Source organism: Kineococcus rubinsiae, from assembly GCF_011839805.1.
Lineage (GTDB): Bacteria > Actinomycetota > Actinomycetes > Actinomycetales > Kineococcaceae > Kineococcus > Kineococcus rubinsiae.
In genome coordinates this window covers 69,452-88,821 of sequence record NZ_VWPY01000006.1, presented here as the reverse complement: position 1 = coordinate 88,821, position 19,370 = coordinate 69,452, and the positions used below count along the sequence as shown (strand labels likewise).

The 19,370-nt window shown below is 75.8% G+C and carries 14 protein-coding genes; 5 read left to right on the top strand and 9 right to left on the bottom strand.

From position 1 onward, the window contains the following. Positions 1–23 precede the first annotated feature (23 nt). The 3 genes from F1544_RS05680 to F1544_RS05670 form a co-directional block, all read right to left on the bottom strand. Positions 24–1,082 (bottom strand): cation diffusion facilitator family transporter, encoded by a 1,059-nt coding sequence (locus F1544_RS05680; protein WP_167583143.1) that lies wholly within the window; start codon positions 1,080–1,082, stop codon positions 24–26. A gap of 64 nt (positions 1,083–1,146) precedes the next feature. Then, on the bottom strand, positions 1,147–1,449 hold the full coding sequence (locus F1544_RS05675) for a hypothetical protein (RefSeq protein WP_167583141.1): 303 nt from the start codon (positions 1,447–1,449) through the stop codon (positions 1,147–1,149). Between the two features lie 95 nt (positions 1,450–1,544). Then, positions 1,545–2,612, bottom strand: a complete 1,068-nt coding sequence (locus tag F1544_RS05670) for a cell wall-binding repeat-containing protein (protein ID WP_167583139.1) — start codon at positions 2,610–2,612, stop codon at positions 1,545–1,547. Between the two features lie 175 nt (positions 2,613–2,787). On the opposite strand from F1544_RS05670, the gene F1544_RS05665 reads away from it, so the two are divergent. Then, positions 2,788–3,282 (top strand): pyridoxamine 5'-phosphate oxidase family protein, encoded by a 495-nt coding sequence (locus tag F1544_RS05665; RefSeq protein ID WP_167583137.1) that lies wholly within the window; start codon positions 2,788–2,790, stop codon positions 3,280–3,282. Positions 3,283–3,286: 4 nt separating this feature from the next. Here the strand turns inward: F1544_RS05665 and F1544_RS05660 are convergent, their stop codons facing one another. Continuing rightward, on the bottom strand, positions 3,287–4,423 hold the full coding sequence (locus F1544_RS05660; RefSeq protein ID WP_167583136.1) for a heparan-alpha-glucosaminide N-acetyltransferase: 1,137 nt from the start codon (positions 4,421–4,423) through the stop codon (positions 3,287–3,289). 100 nt (positions 4,424–4,523) lie between these two features. Between F1544_RS05660 and F1544_RS05655 the strand changes: the two genes are divergently transcribed. From F1544_RS05655 to F1544_RS05645, 3 genes are read left to right on the top strand one after another with little or no spacing between them, the layout of a single operon-like run. Continuing rightward, a complete protein-coding gene (locus F1544_RS05655) occupies positions 4,524–5,537 on the top strand; it encodes a glycosyltransferase (RefSeq protein WP_167583134.1) in 1,014 nt (337 codons plus the stop codon). After that, on the top strand, positions 5,534–6,874 hold the full coding sequence (locus tag F1544_RS05650; RefSeq protein ID WP_167583132.1) for a hypothetical protein: 1,341 nt from the start codon (positions 5,534–5,536) through the stop codon (positions 6,872–6,874). Before F1544_RS05655 ends, F1544_RS05650 begins: the two co-directional genes overlap by 4 nt. Next, positions 6,837–7,682, top strand: a complete 846-nt coding sequence (locus tag F1544_RS05645) for a hypothetical protein (RefSeq protein WP_167583130.1) — start codon at positions 6,837–6,839, stop codon at positions 7,680–7,682. The genes F1544_RS05650 and F1544_RS05645 overlap by 38 nt, the downstream gene beginning before the upstream one ends. Here F1544_RS05645 and F1544_RS05640 read toward each other — a convergent pair. The 4 genes from F1544_RS05640 to F1544_RS05625 all read right to left on the bottom strand — a co-directional run bounded on the left by F1544_RS05640 (position 7,642) and on the right by F1544_RS05625 (position 16,918). Next, positions 7,642–9,336, bottom strand: coding sequence for a PP2C family protein-serine/threonine phosphatase (locus F1544_RS05640; RefSeq protein ID WP_167583128.1), 1,695 nt, complete (start codon positions 9,334–9,336; stop codon positions 7,642–7,644). The two genes, F1544_RS05645 and F1544_RS05640, sit on opposite strands and share 41 nt — an antisense overlap. A 65-nt stretch (positions 9,337–9,401) precedes the next feature. Continuing rightward, positions 9,402–11,684, bottom strand: coding sequence for a diguanylate cyclase domain-containing protein (locus F1544_RS05635; RefSeq protein ID WP_167583126.1), 2,283 nt, complete (start codon positions 11,682–11,684; stop codon positions 9,402–9,404). Between the two features lie 101 nt (positions 11,685–11,785). Continuing rightward, a complete protein-coding gene (locus F1544_RS05630; protein WP_167583123.1) occupies positions 11,786–14,626 on the bottom strand; it encodes a cell wall-binding repeat-containing protein in 2,841 nt (946 codons plus the stop codon). An 87-nt stretch (positions 14,627–14,713) separates the two neighbouring features. Further along, positions 14,714–16,918, bottom strand: a complete 2,205-nt coding sequence (locus F1544_RS05625) for a fibronectin type III domain-containing protein (protein ID WP_167583121.1) — start codon at positions 16,916–16,918, stop codon at positions 14,714–14,716. A 191-nt stretch (positions 16,919–17,109) separates the two neighbouring features. On the opposite strand from F1544_RS05625, the gene F1544_RS05620 reads away from it, so the two are divergent. Beyond that, positions 17,110–18,504 (top strand): GDSL-type esterase/lipase family protein, encoded by a 1,395-nt coding sequence (locus tag F1544_RS05620; protein WP_167583119.1) that lies wholly within the window; start codon positions 17,110–17,112, stop codon positions 18,502–18,504. A gap of 7 nt (positions 18,505–18,511) precedes the next feature. Here the strand turns inward: F1544_RS05620 and F1544_RS05615 are convergent, their stop codons facing one another. Further along, entirely contained in the window at positions 18,512–19,366 is an 855-nt protein-coding gene (locus tag F1544_RS05615; RefSeq protein WP_308469890.1) for an endo alpha-1,4 polygalactosaminidase, read from the bottom strand. Positions 19,367–19,370 lie beyond the last annotated feature (4 nt).

Genomic DNA, 19,370 nt, shown 5'->3' with positions numbered 1-19,370 from the left:
CATCCAACCAGCCGCTCGCCGGCTCAGGTGCCGTGCAGGCGCCGGGCGGTGCGGGTGCGGGCGGCGGGGACCTTGGCGGCGGGCTCGGCGTCGGGGTCGACCAGGGACGCGGCCTCGGTGCGGGTCAGCTCGAAGCGCTCCTCGGCCTGCTGGGCCTCCTCGACGGTGACGCGGCTGGGGTCGAGGAACACCTGCGTGAGGGCCGGGACGCGCTCGCGCATCGCGAGCTCGACCCGCGTGCACAGCTCCTCGATCTCCCGGCCGGTCAGGGTCTCCTCGAACTGCAGCCGGACGGCGACGAGGACGTTGGAGGGGCCGAGCTGCATCGTGAGGATCTCCTTGATCCCGACGATGCCCTCCTCCGCGGAGAGCACCTGCACGGCCTCCATGCGGACGGCCGGGTCGGCGGCCTCGCCGATGAGGAGCTCCTTCGTGTCGCGCCCCAGCAGGAACGCCACGAGCCCGAGGAGGACGCCGATGACGATGGAGCTGATCGCGTCCCAGGCGGGGGAACCCGTGATCTGGTGCAGCGCGGTCCCGACGATCGCGACGATGACGCCGAGCACCGCGATGCTGTCCTCGCTGGCGACGGTCTTCGTCGTGGGGTCGGGCGAGCGGACGATGTAGGTGAGCAGCCGGCGGCCGGCGGTGGACGCCTCGCGCGTGACCTGCCGCAGCGCCTTGAGCAGCGACCCGCCCTCCAGCACGAGGGAGAACGCGAGGATCGCGTAGATGACGATGAAGTGGGAGGTGGACGTCTCCTCCTCGGTCGTCGTGAGGGAGTGGATCCCCTCCGCGATCGAGAACACGGCGCCGGAGATGAAGATCCCGACGGCCGCGATGAGCGACCAGAAGAACCGCTCCTTGCCGTAGCCGAACGGGTGCGTGCGGTCGGCGGGCTTCGACGCCCGGCTCAGCGACAGCAGCAGGAAGATCTCGTTGAGGGTGTCCGCGACGGAGTGCGCCGCCTCGGCCAGCAGCGCGCTGGAACCCGTGATGATCCCGCCGACGGCCTTCGCCACACCGACACCGATGTTGGCGAGCAGCGCCACCAGGACCGTGCCCTTCGCCTCTTCTGCCACGGGGAAGGGTGTACACGCCGCGCCGCCCGCCCGCCCGTCGGGACGGGGGGCGGGCGGCGGACGGTCAGCGGCCGGTGAGCCGGTGCCAGAGGCGCGCGAAGAACCCGGGGCGCGCGGGAGCCTCGGCCACGACCTCGGCGGGGACCTCGGCGACGACCTCGGCGGGGGCTCCAGCGCGGACCGCGGGCTGTGCGACGGGCGCGTCGGCGACGCGGGCCGTGGAGGTCAGGGCCGCGCCGAGCTGCCGCTCGGGGACGTAGCCGCCCTCGCCGAGGACGGCCGCGGCGAACTCCAGCGCCGAGGCCTGCACGGGGGCGACGGTCTGCGCGCCGCGGACGGGGGTCGGGGTGGCGTCGAGGGTGGACACGGGTCTCCCGGGGGTCGGTGGTCGCCCCGGCGGTGACCACGGTCACCGGGGGGATCGGCAGCCCCGCCCCGTTCCTTGAGCCCCGGGTGCGCGCGTCACCCGCTCAGGCGCACCGGCCCCACGGCGGTCGTGCGGGTCGCGCCGTTGAGGCTCCACCACGCCTCGATGACGTCGTAGGACGCCTGGGTGTCGACGAGCAGCAGGGTGGGGCGCCCGAGAGGGGCCGCGGCGAGCGCGTCGACGAGGTGGTCGTCACCGCCGGGGGCGATGACGACGTCGCCGCCGGGCAGCCCGCGCCCCACCCCGTCCAGGGCCGCGGCGGCGGCGGTGCCGAAGCGGTCGGTGCCCGCGACCCGCTGCGCCCCGGGCAGCTGCGCGAGGACGTCGTCGGCGACGGCCCCGGGGCCCCCGACCACCGAGGTGCTCGTGGTGCCGGCCGCGCTCAGGGCCGCGGCCGTGGCGGTGGCGACGGCTCCCCCGGCCACCAGGTAGACGGGTTCGCGCAGGCCCGCGGCGGGCCCGCCCGCGGACAGCGCGTCGACGCGGTGGGCGTCGCTGCCGGCGGCGACCCACGCGTGGGCGGTCGGCGGCAGCAGGGCGGCGACGGCCCGGGAGGTGGCGTAGCGGTCCTCGCCCGCGACCCGACCGAGGCTCGTGACGCCGAGCGCCCGCAGCCGCGCCTCGGTGCCGGCGTCGAGCGAGGTGGGCCCGCCGACCACGAGGACGGCCTTCACGGCGTGGCGGGTGAGGAACTCGGCGGTCGCGGCCGGGATCCGGTCGACGCCGGCGAGCAGGACGGGCGCGGCGAGGGTGCGGGCGAGCGGGCCGGCCGAGAGGGCGTCGACGAGGTGGCCGTCGTCGCCGCTGACGAGGACGGCGACGTCGGCCTGCGGGAAGCCCGCCTCCGCGATGAGGGCGGCCGTGCCCCAGCGGTCGGTGCCGCGCAGCTCGGTGAGGTAGTTCGCGGGGTCGGGGACCTCGGCCCCGGCGTAGGTGCGCCCCACCGCGCAGCCGGGGTGCACGACCGGCAGCGCCGGCACGCAGACGGGGGTGAGGACCTCGCGGTCGGCCGCGGCGGCCGGGGAGGCGAGGGCCAGGGCGGTCAGCCCGGCGAGGACCGGGCCGGCCAGGAGCGGGGCGGCCAGCCGCCGGGCGGCCGGCACGCGGGATGCGCAGCGCAGCAAGGACTTCCTCCGGTGACGTGGTGGGGACGCGGCGGCGCTGCCGCGCCCAGGTGCGCATCCTGACACCGCGTCCTGGCGTCGTCACCCGATTCACCCAGACTCACCCGGACGGCCCCGGGGTGCGCCCCGACGCCGCCCGGGTGACGCTTCGACCATGACCTCCTCCGGATCGACCGACGACGGCGTGCGCACCGTCGCGGACCTGCTGAAGAGCAACCGCACCGCCTTCCTCACCACGACGGACGCCACGGGTGCGCTGACCAGCCGGCCGATGGCGGTGCAGGAGGTCGAGTTCGACGGCGACCTCTGGTTCTTCGCCGCGCGCACCTCCCGCAAGGTCGCCCAGATCGCCGCCCAGCCGCGGGTCAACGTGAGCGTCGGCTCGGGCAGCAGCTGGGTCTCCCTCGCGGGCACCGCGACCGTCGTGGACGACGCGGCGAGGAAGCAGGAGCTGTGGAACCCGGTGGTCGAGGCGTGGTTCCCGGACGGCGCGGACGACCCGGGCGTGGTGCTGCTGCGCGTGGACGGCGACTCCGCGGAGTACTGGGACTCCCCCGGCGGCCGCGTCGCGACGATCCTCAGCTTCGCCAAGGCGAAGGCGACCGGGAAGCCCTACTCGGGCGGGGAGAACGAGACCGTCCAGCTCTGAAGCCCTACGGCCGCAGGTAGATGCGGGAGCGGTGCAGGACGGCGGCGAGCGCCGTCCAGGCGAGCACGGCCAGCACGGTGAGCGACAGCTGGTTGTGCCCGCCCACCGACACCGCGGCCGCGAGCCGCTGGGCGGCGGAGGCGCCGCCCGCGTCGACGTCCTGCAGCAGCAGGGACGTGACGACGTGGGAGCCGAAGTAGACGAGCAGGCTGTTGCGGCCCAGCGCGACGAGCGGCCAGGTCGCCGCTCGGGCCGCGGCGGGGGTTCCTGGGCGGTCCAGCGCGAGGTGCACGAGGAGCAGGACGACGGCCACCCCGGCCGCCACCGGCAGCGAGAACGGCGCGGACCACAGGCGCTTCATCGCGGGCACGGCGGTGCCGGTGAGCAACCCCGGGACCACGGCCGCGAGCCACCCGAGGACGGCCGCGCCCGCGGCGAGACCCGCGACCGGCAGCACCGCCGCGCGGGGCCCGCGCCCGGCGTCGCGCACGCTCAGCAGCAGGTGCCCGACGGTCGCGCCGGCCGCGGCGCTGACGAGCGCGCCGAGGACGGAGACGAGCCCCTCCGGGTCGTGCCCCAGATCGCCCGCCGCGTAGACGTGCGGGGCCCCGAACACGGCGACGTCGAGGGCGCCCGACGGGTTGCAGTCCGGGGTCAGCGCGCCGCCGGCGCAGCCCGCGGCCCAGACCGCGAGCAGCGTGGTGTGCGCGACGGCGAGCAGCACGGTGGCGAGCGCCCAGCCGCGCCAGCTCCGGGTCAGCAGGTGCTCGAGCGCCACGACCGCGACGACGGCCGCGTAGAGCTGCAGCACCCCGGGCAGCCGCCAGGTCGCGAGGTCCCAGCGGTCGAGGACGAGGGCGTTGTAGAGCAGACCGACGACGACGAGCACGACGACGCGGCGGGCGAGGCCGCCCACGTCGGTGCGCCGGTGCATCGCGAACCCCAGCCCGCACCCGGTGAGGGTCACGAAGACGGGGAAGACGAGGTCGAGGCCGTGCACCCCGGTCCACTCCGCGTGCTCGAACCACCCGGGGGTGACGAGCAGGCTGTTGACGGCGACGCTGACGACGAGCATCAGGCCGCGCACGACGTCGAGGCTCGTCAGGCGCCCGGTCCGCACGGGGGTCGTCACGGCGGTCACCCCTCGACCGTCCCACAGTCACCGGTGCTGCACCGGGAGTGAGGGGAACCGGGAGTGAGGAGGACCGGGTCACCCAGGGGGCCCGGCTAGGGTCCCCACCATGCCCGAGGACCCTCAGCCCCGGCCGCAGGACCCGACCGGCGGCGGGGGTCGCGTCGCGGTCGTCGTGCCCTGCCTGGACGAGGCGGCGGCCGTCGGCAAGGTCGTGGACGACCTGCGCGCGGCGCTGCCGGGTGCGGTCGTCTACGTCTACGACAACGCCAGCACCGACCGGACCGCGGAGGTCGCGCGGGCCCACGGCGCGGTCGTGCGCCACGAGCCGCGGCCCGGCAAGGGCAACGTGATCCGGCGGGCGTTCGCGGACGTCGAGGCCGACACCTACGTCCTCATCGACGGCGACGACACCTACGACGCCTCGGTCGCGGGCGAGCTGGTGCGGCTGCTGCTCGACGAGGGCCTCGACCACGTCGTGGGCGTCCGCGAGGCGGGGACGCTGACCGCCTACCGGCGCGGGCACGCCGCGGGCAACCGCGCCCTGAACACCGTGGTGAGCCGGGTGTTCGGCACGCCGGTGACGGACATGCTCAGCGGGTACCGGGTGATGTCGCGGCGGTTCGTGAAGTCGTTCCCCGCGATCTCCCGGGGCTTCGAGGTGGAGACCGAGCTGACCGTGCACGCCGTGAACCTGCGCGTGCCGCAGCGCGAGGTCCCCGTCGGGTTCCGCGACCGCGCCGAGGGCAGCGAGAGCAAGCTGCGGACCTACCGCGACGGGTGGCGGATCCTCAGCTGGATCCTGCGCCTGGCCCGCTACGAGCGGCCCCTGCTGGTGCACGCGGTCATCGGCGCGCTCCTCGTGCTCGTCGCCCTGGCGCTGGGGATCCCGGTCGTCGCGGAGTTCGCGGAGACGGGGCTGGTCCCCCGGTTCCCGACCGCGATCCTCGCGACGGGCCTCGTGCTGGTCGCGGTGCTCGTGACCGCGGTGGGCGTGATCCTCGACGCGGTGCACCGCGCCTCGGACGAGGCGTCGCGCCTGGCCTACCTCCAGCACCCGGGCTCCCTGCAGCACCCGGCCGCCTCCTCCTGCCCCGACGTCGCCGCCGGCGTCCCGCGGTGAGGCCCGTCCTGCGCTTCGCCGCCAAGGCCCTCGTCGGGCTCCTGCTGCTGCAGGGCGTGTTCCTCGGGCTGCTGGTCGCGGCGCAGGCCGTGCCGAACGGCCCGATCATCGACACCCTCGCCGCGGCCGTGCGCACGGGCGACTACGGCGCGCCCTACGCCCCCGACGGCGTCGGGGGCACGGCCGACAAGTTCACCGAGTGCGTCGTCGTCGGCTACGGCGTCACGTCCCCGGACGACCCGCGCAGCGTCTGGTACCGCGCGACGGGCGCACCGCGGCTGGACGCGTGCGAGCAGGGCCGCGGGGAGATCGAGCTCCTCGCGAGCGGCGGTTCGCTGATCCCGCCCGCGGGCTACTTCCGGTACTGGAGCGGCTACTCCGTCCTGACCCGGCCCCTGCTGGCCGTCACCGACATGGCGAGCGTCCGGCTCGTCGTGTCGGGCTTGTTCGGCGTCGCCTGCCTGGGCGCGTTCCTCGCGCTGGCCCGGCGGGCCGGGACCCCGGCCGCGTTCGCCCTGTTCGTCCCGCTCGCCGCGGCCAGCAACGCGATCGCCATGCCCTCGACCGCGTTCAGCCACGGCATCTCGCTCGCGGCGCTCGCCGCGGGGGTCGCCCTGACGGCCGTCACCGCGCGCACGGGCTGGCGCGGGGCGGCGCTCGGGGCCGGCGGGGCCGCGGCCCTGTTCTGCTACGCCGACCTGCTGACGGTGCCGCCCATGAGCTGGGCGCTGTGCGCGGCCGTGGCCGGGGCCGTCGCCCACCGGGCCCGGCCGGGCCTGCTGCCGACGCTGCGGGTGGTCCTCGCGGCCGGCCTCGCCTGGCCGGTCGCGTTCGTCGTCACGTGGGTCTCGCGCTGGGTCATCGCCGCGTGCGTGCAGGGCCTCGGCGTGTTCCGCCGGGTGCAGGAGATCGGCGAGTACCGCCTCGACGGCGGCGACGTCTCGCAGCAGTTCGGGGCCGCGATCGGCGCGAACTGGACGTGGTGGGTGCAGCACACGGCGACCGCGGTGCCGCTCGTGCTGGCGGGCGCGGTCGTCGTGCTGGTCTCGCTGGTGCTCGCGGTGCGCCGGCACGGGGCGCAGGGCGCGCTCGTCGCGGCGGTCCTCGCGGCCCCCGCGCTCGTGGTGCCCGCCTGGTACACCGTGCTCAGCAACCACTCCCAGATCCACGCCTTCTTCACCTACCGCAGCCTCCCCGCGGCGCTCGGCGTCGTCGTGATGGCCGCGGTCGTCGCCGCGGCCCGCGCCCCCCGCTCGGACCCGGCCCTCAGGCCGGAGCCGGACCTGTCGATGGGTGGAGGTGCTCGCTCCCGACGTCGCCGACCTGCGACCCGGTGACGCCGTCAAGGTCCGCGGCACCGGTCACCCCGCCCACACCGGCGGCAAGGCCGTCGTGGCCGCCGTCCACCTCAGCCGCACCACCGCCGGTGCCGTCGACGTGGTCGAGGTCCGCTACAGCGCCCGCGGGGCCGCCCTGCGGGTCGAGCTGGACGGGCCGGGCGAGATGGTCCGCTGGAACGCGCCGTGGCCGGCCGCCGCGCCCGCCCCCCACGCGCCCGCGAGCGCCGTCGCCGACGGCGGGGTGCCGCTGCCCCGCCGCCGCGCCGCGCTCGTCCTGATCGGCGTCGCCGCCGGCGCCACCCTGCTGCTGCTGTGGCCGCACTCCGCCCCGCCGCCGCCCGTCCCGGGGGCGCCGCCCACGGGTGCGGTGGCGGTCGTCGCCGCGGGCGACTCGATCGGCGGCGAGGGCACGGCCTGGTCGACGGCCACCGCGCCGGTGGCGGAGCCGACGCCCGACCCGGCGGCCGACGCCCGCGTCGTGGCCTGGTCCGCGGGCCCCGTCCCCGTCGTCGCGCCCGCCGCGGGCGAGCCGGCGCCCGTGGAGCTCGCGGGCATCACCGAGGCCGACGGCTGCCACGACGCCTACGCCGCGGAGCTGCTGGAGCTCCTGCCCACGGGCACGGCCGTGCAGGTGCGCGGCTCCGGCTACCTGCGCACCGCCGCGGGCGTCGACGTCAACGCGCAGCTCGTGCGGGCGGGCGTCGCGGAGCCCGTCGAGGTCCCGACGACCGGTTCCCCCGCGGACGCGGAGGGCTGGGCGTCGCTCACCGCGAGCGGGGCGCCGCCACCCGCACGCTGCCGCTGACCCCGGTCGCTGCCGTGCGCCGCACCGCGCGCAGGTGCACGAGGGTCTGGTCGTCGCGCCGCTCCTGGTGACCGTGGCGGACGGCCGCGGCGACGATCGCGTCCAGCAGCCGCGGGGCGTCCGCGAGCCCCGCGGCCTCCACGGTCAGCAGCACGCTCTCGACGCCGAACTCGACCCCCGCGGCGTCGCGGGCCTCCAGCACGCCGTCGGTGTAGGCGAGCAGCGAGGTGCCGGGCCGGAACGTGTGGTGGACGTCGGTCCACGCCCAGCCGCTGACGATCGGGGACAGCAGCGGGCCGGTGGGCGGCAGCTCGACGTAGCTGGCCCCGGTGCCGTCGGCCAGCGCCAGCCGGCCCGTGCGCTCCCGCGGGTTCAGGGGGCCGGGGTCGTCGGGGGTGGCGCGCAGCAGCAGCGCCTCGGGGTGCCCGGCGCTCGCGTAGGTCAGGACGCCGGTCGTCGTGTCGACGGTGAGGACCAGGACGGTCGCGAACAGCTCGTCGGGGACGTCGCCGAGCTGGCGGCTGACCTGGGTCAGGGCGGCGCCGGGGCTGCGCACGGTCATCAGCGCGGTGGCCAGGGAGTGCTTGAGCCGCAGCGCGAAGACGGCGCTGACGGGACCGTGCCCGGCGACGTCGCCGAGGACGAGGCCGAAGCGCGTCGGGCTGATCCGGACCGTGTCGTACCAGTCGCCCGCCAGGACGCCCTCGGCGGCGTCGAGGCGCCCGACGACCTCGACCCCGGCGACGTCCTGGCCCGAGGGCTGCAGCGCCCGGCGCAGCGAGTCGACGGCGGGCCCCGTCTGCCCGAGCGCGCGCATCGCCTCCTCGGTGCGGTGCAGGTCCGCGGTGAGGCGGTTGCGCATGGCCTGCACGTCGGCCGCGAGCGAGCGGACCTCGGGGGCGCCGCCCTCGGGGATCTCGGCGTCGTGGTCCCCGGAGGCCACGGCCCGGGTCGCTCGGGCCAGCCGGGTCAGGGGTGAGGTGACGCTGCGCCACAGCAGGGTGCAGCCGCCGACGACCGCGACGAGGAGCACCGCGAGCGCCGCTACGAGGACGGCGACGAGCCGGCGCTGCATCGCCACCGTCCGCTGCCGCTGCTCCTCCTGCACCTCGGCCAGGCTCTCGTCGGTCTCGTCGACGCGGTCGCGCAGCGCGTCGAAGAGGTACCGGCCGCCGTTGGTGGGCCCGACGTTGGCCGCGCGGTCCAGCGGGCCGGCCTCGGGCACCTTGGCGAGCTCCACGCCGGCGTAGCGCAGCCACTGCTCGAACGCGCTGTCCACCGCGACCACGAGGCTGGTCCGCACGCCGGTCGCCGCGACCTCCGCGGACAGCTGCCGCGTCAGCTCCGGGACCTCCCGCTGCGCCCTCTCGAACGGCAGGAGCTGCGGGTCGTCCGCCGTCAGCTGGTAGCCGCGCAGGCCGGTCTCGGCGTCGACGTAGCGGGCCTGCAGCGCGAGCAGCGTCTGGCGGGCTTCGGCGGCCTTCGACTGCGCCGTGTGGGCGCGGTCGAGGTCGCGCACGGTGACCGCGATGCCGGCGCCCGTGCCGACGAGGCCCGTGACCAGGACGGCGCTGACCACGGCGAGGCGCCGGGTGAGGGAGAAGTGACCCGCGTACAGCGCCGGACGCCAGAGGCGGTTCCGGCGCAGGTCCATCCCTCCAGCATGCACTCTCCGCACCCGCACGTCACTGTCTGTCGCGGCGCGGGCGGGGGCGACACCTAGACGTCGAGGAGCGCGGCGGCGGGCCAGCGGTGCCGGGACGCACGGTTCTTGCCCGCGCGCTTGGCGGCGTACATGGCCTCGTCGGCGGACTGCAGGAGCTGCTCCGCCGTCGTGGACGCCGTGGCCATGGCCATCCCGATGCTGACGCCGACGCGGAAGGTCCCGATCGGCAGCGGGAAAGGGTCGGACACCGCGCCGAGCACCCGGTCGGCGACGGCGTGCAGGCCGTCGTCGTCGATGTCCGGGCAGACGACGGCGAACTCGTCCCCGCCCATCCGCGCGAGCGTGTCGCCGGGGCGCAGGCAGGCCGTGAGCCGTTGCGCGACGCACCGCAGCACCTCGTCCCCGGCCGCGTGCCCCGAGGTGTCGTTGACGACCTTGAACCCGTCGAGGTCGAGGTAGAGCAGCCCGAGCCCGCCCGCGCTGCGGGCCGCGCCGGCGATGGCGTGCTCGAGCCGGTCGTGGAACAGGGCCCGGTTCGGCAGCGCCGTCAGGGGGTCGTGCAGCGCCTGGTGGTGCAGCGCCTCCTGGAACTCGGCGAGCTCGGCGGCGGCCGCGAGCTCCGCCGTGAGGTCGCGCGCGACCCCCATGTACCCGTGGACGGCTCCCGCGCCGTCGCGCAGCGCGGACACCGTGACGCTGACCTGCTTGGTGCTGCCGTCGCGGTGCCGGTACGTCCAGCGCCGGGTCTCGGTGCCGCCGTCGTGGATGCCGGCCACGAGGACCCCGTTGCCGGCGGGGACGCCGAGCTCCGCGGCGCGGGCGGCGATCTCGGCCGGGTCGTGCAGCCGGCTCGGGCTGCGGCCCAGCATCTCCTGCGCGCTCCAGCCGCTCATGCGCTCGGCGCCGGAGTTGAACAGGGTGATGCGGCCGTCGAGCGTGGTGCTGACGATCGCGAAGTCGACGGAGGCGTCGAGGACGCCCGCGAACAGGTCGCGGCTGGAGGCGACCTCCGCGGCCGAGGCCCGCTGGGCCGTGACGTCGCGGAACCCCATGACGGCGCCGGCCGCCGCGGGCAGGGGGCGGGCGGTCATCTCGAGGATGCGGGGGGCGTCGAAGCCCGGGCTGTCGACGACGACGTCGGTCGCCGGGACGTCCTCGCCGCGCAGGGCGTGGTCCAGCGGACGGTCCGGCGGCGCCAGCGGGCGGCCGTCCGGGGTGCTCAGCCGGTAGTAGCGGGCGGTCTCCTCCGGGGACAGCAGCGCGGGCGGCCGCGTGAAGATCGCCTGGGCGGCGGGGTTGCTGAACACGAGCCCGCCCGCGGCGTCGACGACGCTGATGCCGTCGCTCGTGGTGTCGATGACCGTGCGGAGCATCGCGGCCTGCTCGTCGGCGCGGGCGTGGGCGGCGCGGGCGTCCTCGACGAGGCGGTGGCGCTCGTCGCGGTGCAGGGCGAGGACCAGGGTCACGAGCGCGACGACGGCGATGTAGGACTGCGCCAGCAGGATCGTCGCGGGCCCCTCGTCCGCGAAGGGACCGGTGCCGTGGACCGTGGCGAGGACGACGAGGCCCCCGACGAGGACGACGTGCAGCGCGGCGAGGGTCGTGGCGAGGCGCAGCGCGACGCACAGGCTGAGCGGCAGGAGCAGGTACGCGATCGGCAGGCGGACGGTCCCGGCGAAGACGACGAGGTAGGCCCCGGCCACGACGAGCGTGGCGCCGACCGCCTCCCAGGCTTCTCGTGCGGTGCCGACCAGGCGCCGCTCGACGGGGTCGGCGAGCCGCACGACGATCGCGGTGAGGACGAAGGTGCTGACCCCGACCCGCAGGCCGTGGGACAGGACGAAGGCGGGGACCGGGACGCCGACGGTCGCGTGGAGGACGACCGCCCCGACGATCCCGCCGGCCAGCGCCCCGCCGGCCGACCCGGCGAGCAGCGCGCCGAGGTCGGCGACCTCGCGGAGCCGGCACCCCGGGCGTCCGCGCCGCCGCTGCAGGGCGCTCACGAGCCCGGTCCCGACCAGCGCGTGCACGGCCCCGCTCAGGCCGAGCGCGACGGCCAGCGGCACGGCCCCGCCCGCGACGCGGAGGGTCACGACCCCGAGGAGGGCGATCGCCAGCGCCGCACGCAGCCGGCGGCCGCGGGTGCTCCCGACGACGGCGAGCCAGCAGAACCCGACGGCCCCGGCCGGCCACACCACGGCGGGCCCGGTCTCCTCGACGCGGGTGGCGCGCCCGACGAGGACGGCGACGACGTAGAGCAGCGCGAACGCCGCGGTCGGCGTGGCGCGGAGGGCGAGACGTCGCCTCACGCGCTCGGCGCCGGACGGGACGGTCATGAGGAAGGACGTCGGCAGGTGCGGGGCCGATCTTGAGGGGTCCGCTCCTCCGCCCCCGGCGCGGACACGCCGGCCCCCGGGGTCGAGGGGGGCGTCCCCCGTCACTTCGTGACGGGCACCAGCTTCGCGAAGGCGTCGGACGCGCCCTCGCTCACCGTGTCCCGACCCCCCAGGACGATGCCCGTCGTGACCGTGCCGCCCTTGACCAGTGCACCGACGGCGCTGGTCGCCTCGGGCCCGAGCGCGCTCTTGGGCGTCAGCAGCAGCGGGCCGCCGAGGTTCCCGAGGGCGGCGGACCCGACGAGGGCGTCGGGCCAGTTCTCACCGGTGGCCAGACCGACGGTCGTCACCTTGGCCCCTGAGACCGCTGCGGTCTTCGGGAACTCCTGCGCGACGAGGCGGGCGGTGTCGTAGCGGTTCTTGCCGACGACGGCCTTCTGCGCGATCGCTGCGGCCGTCAGCCGGGGCAGGGGCGAGGAGGCCGCGGCCTTGGCGGCGGCCCCACCCACCGCGACGGTGCGCGCGCCCGCGGGGTCGTGGAGCTGGAGGTAGTCGAGGGTCGCCTGCGGCAGCGTCTCCCCGTCGGTCAGGAGCAGGACCCCGCCGGTGTGCGCGGCGAGGGCCGACACGGCGAGGCCGTCGGGGTAGTTCAGGCCGTTGGCCAGGTAGATGGGACCCGTCGCACCACCGTCGGACAGGGTGGTCGCGATGGCGGCGGTGGTGGAGAAGCGGTTCTCGCCCTGGAGGCGGGTGACCCGGTAGCCCGGGGACAGCGCGGCGACGGCGGCGCCGACCTCCGCCGAGAGGGCTCGCTCGCCGCCGAGGACGTAGACGGTGCCGTCCGCGGCCAGGACGCGCTGGATCTCGGCGGCGACGTCGGCGTGCAGCGTCCCGCCGTCGGTCAGCAGGAGCGGGGCGGAGTGCTGCGACGCGAGGCGCGCGCCGGCGAGGGCGTCGGCGTACCCGCCCGACGTCGACAGGACGACGGCCTTCACCGACCGCGGCGAGGGGAACAGCGTCCGCGAGACGTTCACGCCCGTGGCGACCCGGTCGTAGCCGCCGAACCGGTAGGTGCCGGGGGCCGGCGCGACGGGCAGGGGGGCACCTACCGACGGGACCACGGACGTCGTGGGGTTCGAGGGGAGTCCGGGACCGACGGCGTTCAGCGCGGTCACGGCGAAGATGTAGACCGCCCCGTTGGTGAGGTTCGAGAGCGTCACCGTCGTCGCCTGCGCGGGGGCCTGCACGGGCGCCTGCGGCTGGCCGTTCGCGAACGGCACGACGAGGTAGCCGGTGATCGGGGAGGACCCCGGGTCCAGCGGCGGCGACCACGTGACGGTCGCACTGGCGTCACCGGCGGCCGCGAGGGTCCGCGTCGGCTGCGACGGTGCCGCCTGGACCTCGAGGGTCATGGGCTGCAGGCCAGGCCCGGCCTGGTTGGTCGCCGTGACGGTGAGCAGGGCGTTGCCCTTGAGCGTCGGAACCCCGCTGATGGTCGCGGTCGCGGCGTCGAAGGTGAGGCCCTTGGGGAGGGTTCCCGTGATCGCCCACTTCACCGTCCCGTACCCGGAGGCGGTGAAGGTGTGCCGGAACGGGCGCCCCACCACGGCGGGCAGCGGCATGGGCGACGTGACCACGGGCAGGGTCAGCTCCCCGACGTCGAAGCTGACGATCTGGTCCTCCCGCCCCCAGGTGTTCTGGGCGCGGACGGTGAAGGTCGTCCTCCCCAGCGCGGTGGGGGTTCCCCGGAGGACGTTCCCGACCAGGGTCAGCCCCGCCGGGAGGGCGCCCACGACGGACAGCGCGGGCGCGGGGGTTCCCGTCACCGTGAACGTGTGGCTGTACGGCTGCTTGTACGCCGCGGACGTGGGGGCCGGCGAGGTGAAGTGGGGGCTCGGGGACTTCGGGTCGGTCAGCTTCGTGACCGTGGGGCGGAACTCGTCGCTGACGTACACGGCGCCGAGCGCGTCGACCGCGATGCCGAGGGGGCTCGCGGGAGCGTTCGTGCTGCTGGTCGCGATGACCGTGCTCTGGGTGCGGTCGGGGTGGAGCACGTGGAGGGTGTCCGTGCCGTGCTCGGAGTAGTAGACGGCGCCCTGCGCGTCGACGGCGATGTCCCCGGGGTCGCCCGCGAGGTTGACGGCTGCATAGACGCCGGTCGGCGAGTAGGTGTTCAGCTGCGGCACGGGCGAACCGCCCGCGGGGTCGTTGCCGTACCCGGTGACCAGCAGGTTGCCGGACGCGTCGACGGCCAGTCCGCCCGTCACGGACACGGGTGCCGCGGCACCGTTGACGACGGAGAGGACTCCGGCGGCGGTGATCTTCACGACCACGTCGTTGAAGCTGTCCGCGACGTAGACGGTGCCGGCGCGGTCGACGTCCACGGCCGACACGACCCCCAGCGGGGAGTCGACGGCCCTCCCGGCGACGGGGGCTCCGTTCACGCCGCTGCCGGCGATGACCGTCAGGGCGCCGGCGGCGCTCACGCGGACCACGCGGTGGTTCACGGGGTCGGTGACGTAGACGTTCCCGCTCGTGTCGACGGCGACGTCACCGACGGACATCGGCGACGCCGTGGCGACCCCGGCTCGCGGCGCCTCGGGGCGGCCGTTGCCGGCGACGACGGTCAGCTCACCCGACGGCGTGACCTTCTCGACCTGGTTGTTGCCCGCGTCGGCGATGTAGAGGGTGCCGTCGGCGGCGGCGTCGACGCCGTTCGGGCTCTCGAGCGGCGACGCGGTGGCGGGCCCGGCGACCGGGGCACCCGGCTGACCCGTTCCGGCCCAGAGCATCCCGTTCAGCATGACCGGCGCGAACGGAGCGGCCTGCGCCGTGGGGACGGCGGCCAGGCCGACGACCGGGACGGCCGCCGCGAGCAGGCAGGCCACGATGGCGCGGCTCCGGTCGCGGGACCACGCGGGCAGGACGGGACGTCGGGGCATGCCCGCTCCATCGGCCGTCCGGGTGACGGGCTGAAGGCCGGGGACCCGCCGGGCCCGACCCCGTGCGGGGCCGGGCCCGGCGTGCGGTCAGCGCACCACGACGGCGGCCGTGCGGACCTCCGGGGCCTGCCCGACGGTGTTCACCGCGCGGACGCCGAAGGTGTACGACTTCCCGCGGACCAGCGTGGAGAAGTCCACGGTCTCGACCCCGGGGGCGATCTGCTGGACGAGGGCCGGCTGCGCCCGCCCCTCCAGGTACGGCGTCACGATGACCGCGGTGTCAGGAACACCCGTGAAGAGGGTGGAGTCCCGCCAGGACACGGTCGCGACTCCTGCGACGGACACCGCGGAAGCGTTGGTGACCGGAGCCGCGGCGAACGCGACCGTGACGGGGGTGCTCAGCGGCGAGGAGAACCCTGCCCCCGCGCTGTTGTTCGCCGTGACCTCGAACTCGTAGGAGTCGCCGAGCTGCGGCGCACGGACGACGAGGGACGTCGAGCGCACGCTGTCAGTCCTGTCCTGCACACCGTTGACGTACGTGGTCACGTCGTAGCCGGTGATGGGCGCAGCGCCGGTGCCGGGAGCCTTCCAGGTCAGCGTCACGACCGGTCGGGCGGCCGTGCCCCCCACCACCGCGGACAGGGTCGTCACCGTCTGAGGCACGTCGACGACCGCGAGGGGCCTGGTGAGCGCCTCCGCACCGTCACCGAGCGCGTTCTGCGCGCGGACCCCGAACGTGTAGGTCTTGCCCGCGGTCAGCCCGGAGAACGAGACCGTCTCGTCGGTGTCCGAGGCGGTCTGGGTGGCCACCGCGCGCCCCGCGAGGTACGCCGTCACCAGGTGACCGGTGAGGGGGCTCCCACCGTCGTCGCCCAGCACCCAGTTCACGTCCACCGTGGTCCCCGACCCGGCGTACGCGGTCACGGCCGGCTTCGGCGCGCCCGGCCGGTAGGCCACCAGGGCGTCCGCGGTGGCGTCCGACGCGGGTCCGGTGCCGATGGCGTTCACCGCGGCCACGTCGACCGAGAACTGCGCGCCGACCGGGACGTTCCGGGCGACCCAGGACGTCAACCGCACGAAGACCGGTGCCCCCTGGACCCCGTCGACCGTGGGCGTCACCCGGTAACCGGTGATCGGGGAACCACCGGTCGTGGGCGCCGGCCAGCTGACCGCCACCGACGCACCCGTCGCCGCTGAACCGTCGATCCGCACCTTCGGCAGGGCGACCTGAGCCGGGACGTCGACGATCCGGACGGCCGGCGAGAACGCGATGGCCCCCGCTCCGGCCGAGTTCAGCGCCTGCACCCCGAAGGTGTACGCCTGCCCCGCGGCGAGATCCGCGAAGTCGCACTCCAGCTGGGAGGCGTCGACGGTCTGCGTGAGGGCCGTCAGCGCCTTGCCGGCGAGATAGGGGGTGATGCGGTACCCGGTGACCGGGGTTCCGCCGTCGCTCGCGGGCGGCAGCCAGGTGACGAGGGTGGCCGTCCCCGGGCCGAAGTACTCCGCCCGGACCCTGGACGGGGCGGAGGCCGGGAAGGCGAGGTAGGCGGGGGTCGAGAGACCGGACGGGTCCCCGGCGCCCCGGGCGTTGCGCGCGGACACGGCGAACTCGTAGCGCGCCCCAGGCGTCAGCTTGCGCAGCACGAACGCCGTCGTGCGCCCGGACACGGGCACCGTCTGGACCAGGTTCCCGTTCTCGATGACCTGCAGGTCGTACCCCGTGATCGGGCTGCCCCCGTCGTCCGGCGCCGACCAGCGGACGGTCATGCTGGCGTTCGTGGCCGAGCTGCCGGCCAGGGACACGGTGGGAACCCCGACCGCCGCCGGCGTCCCCAGGCCGATCTCCAGCGTGTTGGAGTCGAGCGACTCCTGGCTGCTGCCGACGGCGTTCTCGGCCGTCGCGACGAACCAGACCCACCCCGTCAGGCCGGTGAACGACGCGGTGAGGGCCGTCGTGGTCCGGGTCAGGTCAGTGCGCCACACGCCGTCGACGACGGGGGTGACCCGGTAGCGGCGGACGACCGCGCCACCGTCGACGGCGGGGGCCTGGAACGTCACGACGACCGTGTTGCCGGCCCGCCGCGCCACGAGGTTGTCCGGCGCGTCCGGGAACGTGGGGGCGGTCAGCGCCGACGCGGACGAGGTCGTGGTCGCCGCGCTCGGCGCACCCGGGACCGCGGGGGCGGCGTTCGCCGGTCCTGCGGCGACCAGCAGAGCGGTGCCCGCGGCGAGCGAGGCCGTGGTCAGGCGGAGCAGGGGGTGCCTGGTGCACCGCGGGCGGGGAAGGCTCATGGTCCTGGTGTCGGCAGGGGCCGGGACGAGCTGTGCGGACGTCACCCGATCGCCGGAGGTGAACCGGCCTGCGGCAGTTCCACCACCCACCTTGAGCGGTGGCAGGGCCGATCGGGTGACGCGGAGGGGGCGCACCACCCGGTCGGCCCAGCGTCCGGTCACCGCGCAGCGGTCGCGGACGATCGGGGGGCATGCTCCTGCGCCGCACCCGCACCGCGCTCCTCCTCGCCGCGACGGTGCTCGCGGTCCCGGGTGCGACGTCGGTGCCCGCGGCCGCCGCCGCCTGTGCGCCCGTCGGCGACATCGCCACCACTCACGCCCGGCTCGGCGGCGACGCGGGACGGCTCGGGCCGTGCACCAACGCCGAGTTCCCCGTGGCCCGTGGTGGGGTGGCCGAGGTGTTCCAGGGTGGTTCCGTCTACTGGAGCGCCGCCACGGGGGCGCACCCCCTCTACGGCGCCCTGCGCGCCTACTACGGCGGGCGCGGCTGGGAGAACTCCCCGCTCGGCTTCCCGGTCACGGACGAGTTCTTCCCGCTGCTGCGAGGTGGTTCGGGCCAGCACTTCCAGGGTGGGTCCGTGTACTGGAGCCCGGCGACGGGGGCGCACGCCGTTTCCGGCCCCGTTCGCGACGCCTGGGCCGCCGCCGGGTGGGAGAACTCCCCCCTCGGGTACCCGGTCGGCGACGAGGTGCCGCTGGCCACGGCGAAGGGCTCGTTCCAGCCGTTCCAGGGCGGTTCGATCTACCGGACCCCGTCGACCGGCGCCCACCTCGTGCGCGGGGCGATCCTCGCCACCTGGGGCGCGGGGGGCTGGGAACGCGGCGAACTGGGGTACCCGGTCTCCGACGAGCACGACGTCCCGGGCGGGCGGGGCAGCGACTTCCAGCACGGTTCCGTCACCTGGGACGCGGCCAGCGGGCGCACGAGCACGACGGTGGCCCGCCCGCGGATGGCGGTGATCGGCGACTCCCTCACCTTCGGGGCGTGCGGCGGCACCGCCCAGCAGATCCCCGCGAGCGTCCCGGTCGCCACCGCGGCCTGCTTCGGCTGGCCCGGCGGCACGAGCGACGAGCTGCAGGCCTACGTGCAGGACCCGCAGTTCCGCTCGACGTGGCCCCGGATGCTGCTGCCGATGCCCGGGGTGGACCTCCGGCAGGCCGTCGCCGGCAGCCACTACCTCGTCGTCGGGCTCGGCACGAACGACGCGCTCCGCGACCGCGCGCCCTTCCCCGCCGCGACGTGGCCGCGGGGCGACACCTCCCCCGTGCCCAGCGGGCACGTGCCGGTCGACAACGGCTACTTCGACCAGAAGATCGACTTCTTCCTGCAGCTCGCGGGCGGCCGGCCCGTCTACTGGTACGACCTCGGGTACCGCGGCAGGGACGCCACGACGCGGTACTACTTCTCCCACCGCAACGACCGGCTGAACGCCGCCACGCGCCGCTGGCCGAACCTGCACGTGCTGCGCTGGTCCGGCGTCGTCGCCGCCCACCCGGACCTGCTGACGGACGAGGTGCACCCGAACGCCGACGGCCGCGCCGCGCGCTGGGACCTGCTGCGCTCCGCCCTGCCGCCCGCCCCCTGACGGGTCGTCAGCAGACCTCGTAGCGGTAGCCGGGCTCCCCGCGGGCCACCACGTCCCGGTCCCGCAACAGGACCGAGACCTGGTCGCCGCGGGCGGCGCAGGCCTGCTGGAAGTACCGCTCGCCGTCGTCGGTGTACTCGACCTCGATGACGTGGTTCCCGTAGACGGCCGTGTAGGCGTCGCACTCGTCGTAGACCTGGCAGGACTCGGTGACGGCGTAGTCGAAGCCCACGTCGCGCGCCTGGGCGACCGTGGTCTCGGCGGTGTTCTTCTGCCCCATCGCCAGGCCCCGCCGGTGGGCGCGGTCGGTGAGCAGCGCTGCGTAGGCGAGGTTCCCGTCCTGGGTCAGGGCGCCGGACGACCTCGTCCAGCTGTCGAGGTTGTCCGCCTCCACGGCCCGGTACCCCGCGTCGGCGCAGCCGTCGATCCACGCCCCCACGATCGCGGCCAGCGCGAGCCGGTCGTCGGCCGTGGTGGTGTCGAGGAGGAACTCCCCCGGCCAGTCGGCGTCCTCGACGAGCCGGCCGTCCACCCGCAGCAGCAGTTCGGGGTGCTCCGCCTCCCACCACGCCGCGTCCTCCGGCTGGGTCTGGAACGCGTTGACGTAGCAGATGCCGTAGAGCCCGGGCACCGGCTCGACGCCGTGGTCCCGCACGACGACGCCGACCGAGGGGTCCGGCGCGTAGGGGCCGCCGAGCTGGTAGTCGACGACCGCGGCCACCGGCGGCGGCACCACCCCGGCGGGCGCCGGCACCGGAGTCCGGCGCGCGACCGGCGGTTCCCCGGAGGCGCAGCCGCCGAGCGCGAGCAGCGCGCACACCAGCGCGGCGGCAACCGCACTCGTCCGGGGGGTCAGGGGCACGGCG

Bases quoted from the DNA above. Each gene is read 5' to 3' on its own strand.
- F1544_RS05625 (WP_167583121.1), bottom strand. From the start codon at position 16,918: ATGAGCCTTCCCCGCCCGCGGTGCACCAGGCACCCCCTGCTCCGCCTG.
- F1544_RS05665 (WP_167583137.1), top strand. From the start codon at position 2,788: ATGACCTCCTCCGGATCGACCGACGACGGCGTGCGCACCGTCGCGGAC.
- F1544_RS05640 (WP_167583128.1), bottom strand. From the start codon at position 9,336: ATGGACCTGCGCCGGAACCGCCTCTGGCGTCCGGCGCTGTACGCGGGT.
- F1544_RS05635 (WP_167583126.1), bottom strand. From the start codon at position 11,684: ATGACCGTCCCGTCCGGCGCCGAGCGCGTGAGGCGACGTCTCGCCCTC.
- F1544_RS05655 (WP_167583134.1), top strand. From the start codon at position 4,524: ATGCCCGAGGACCCTCAGCCCCGGCCGCAGGACCCGACCGGCGGCGGG.
- F1544_RS05630 (WP_167583123.1), bottom strand. From the start codon at position 14,626: ATGCCCCGACGTCCCGTCCTGCCCGCGTGGTCCCGCGACCGGAGCCGC.
- F1544_RS05620 (WP_167583119.1), top strand. From the start codon at position 17,110: ATGCTCCTGCGCCGCACCCGCACCGCGCTCCTCCTCGCCGCGACGGTG.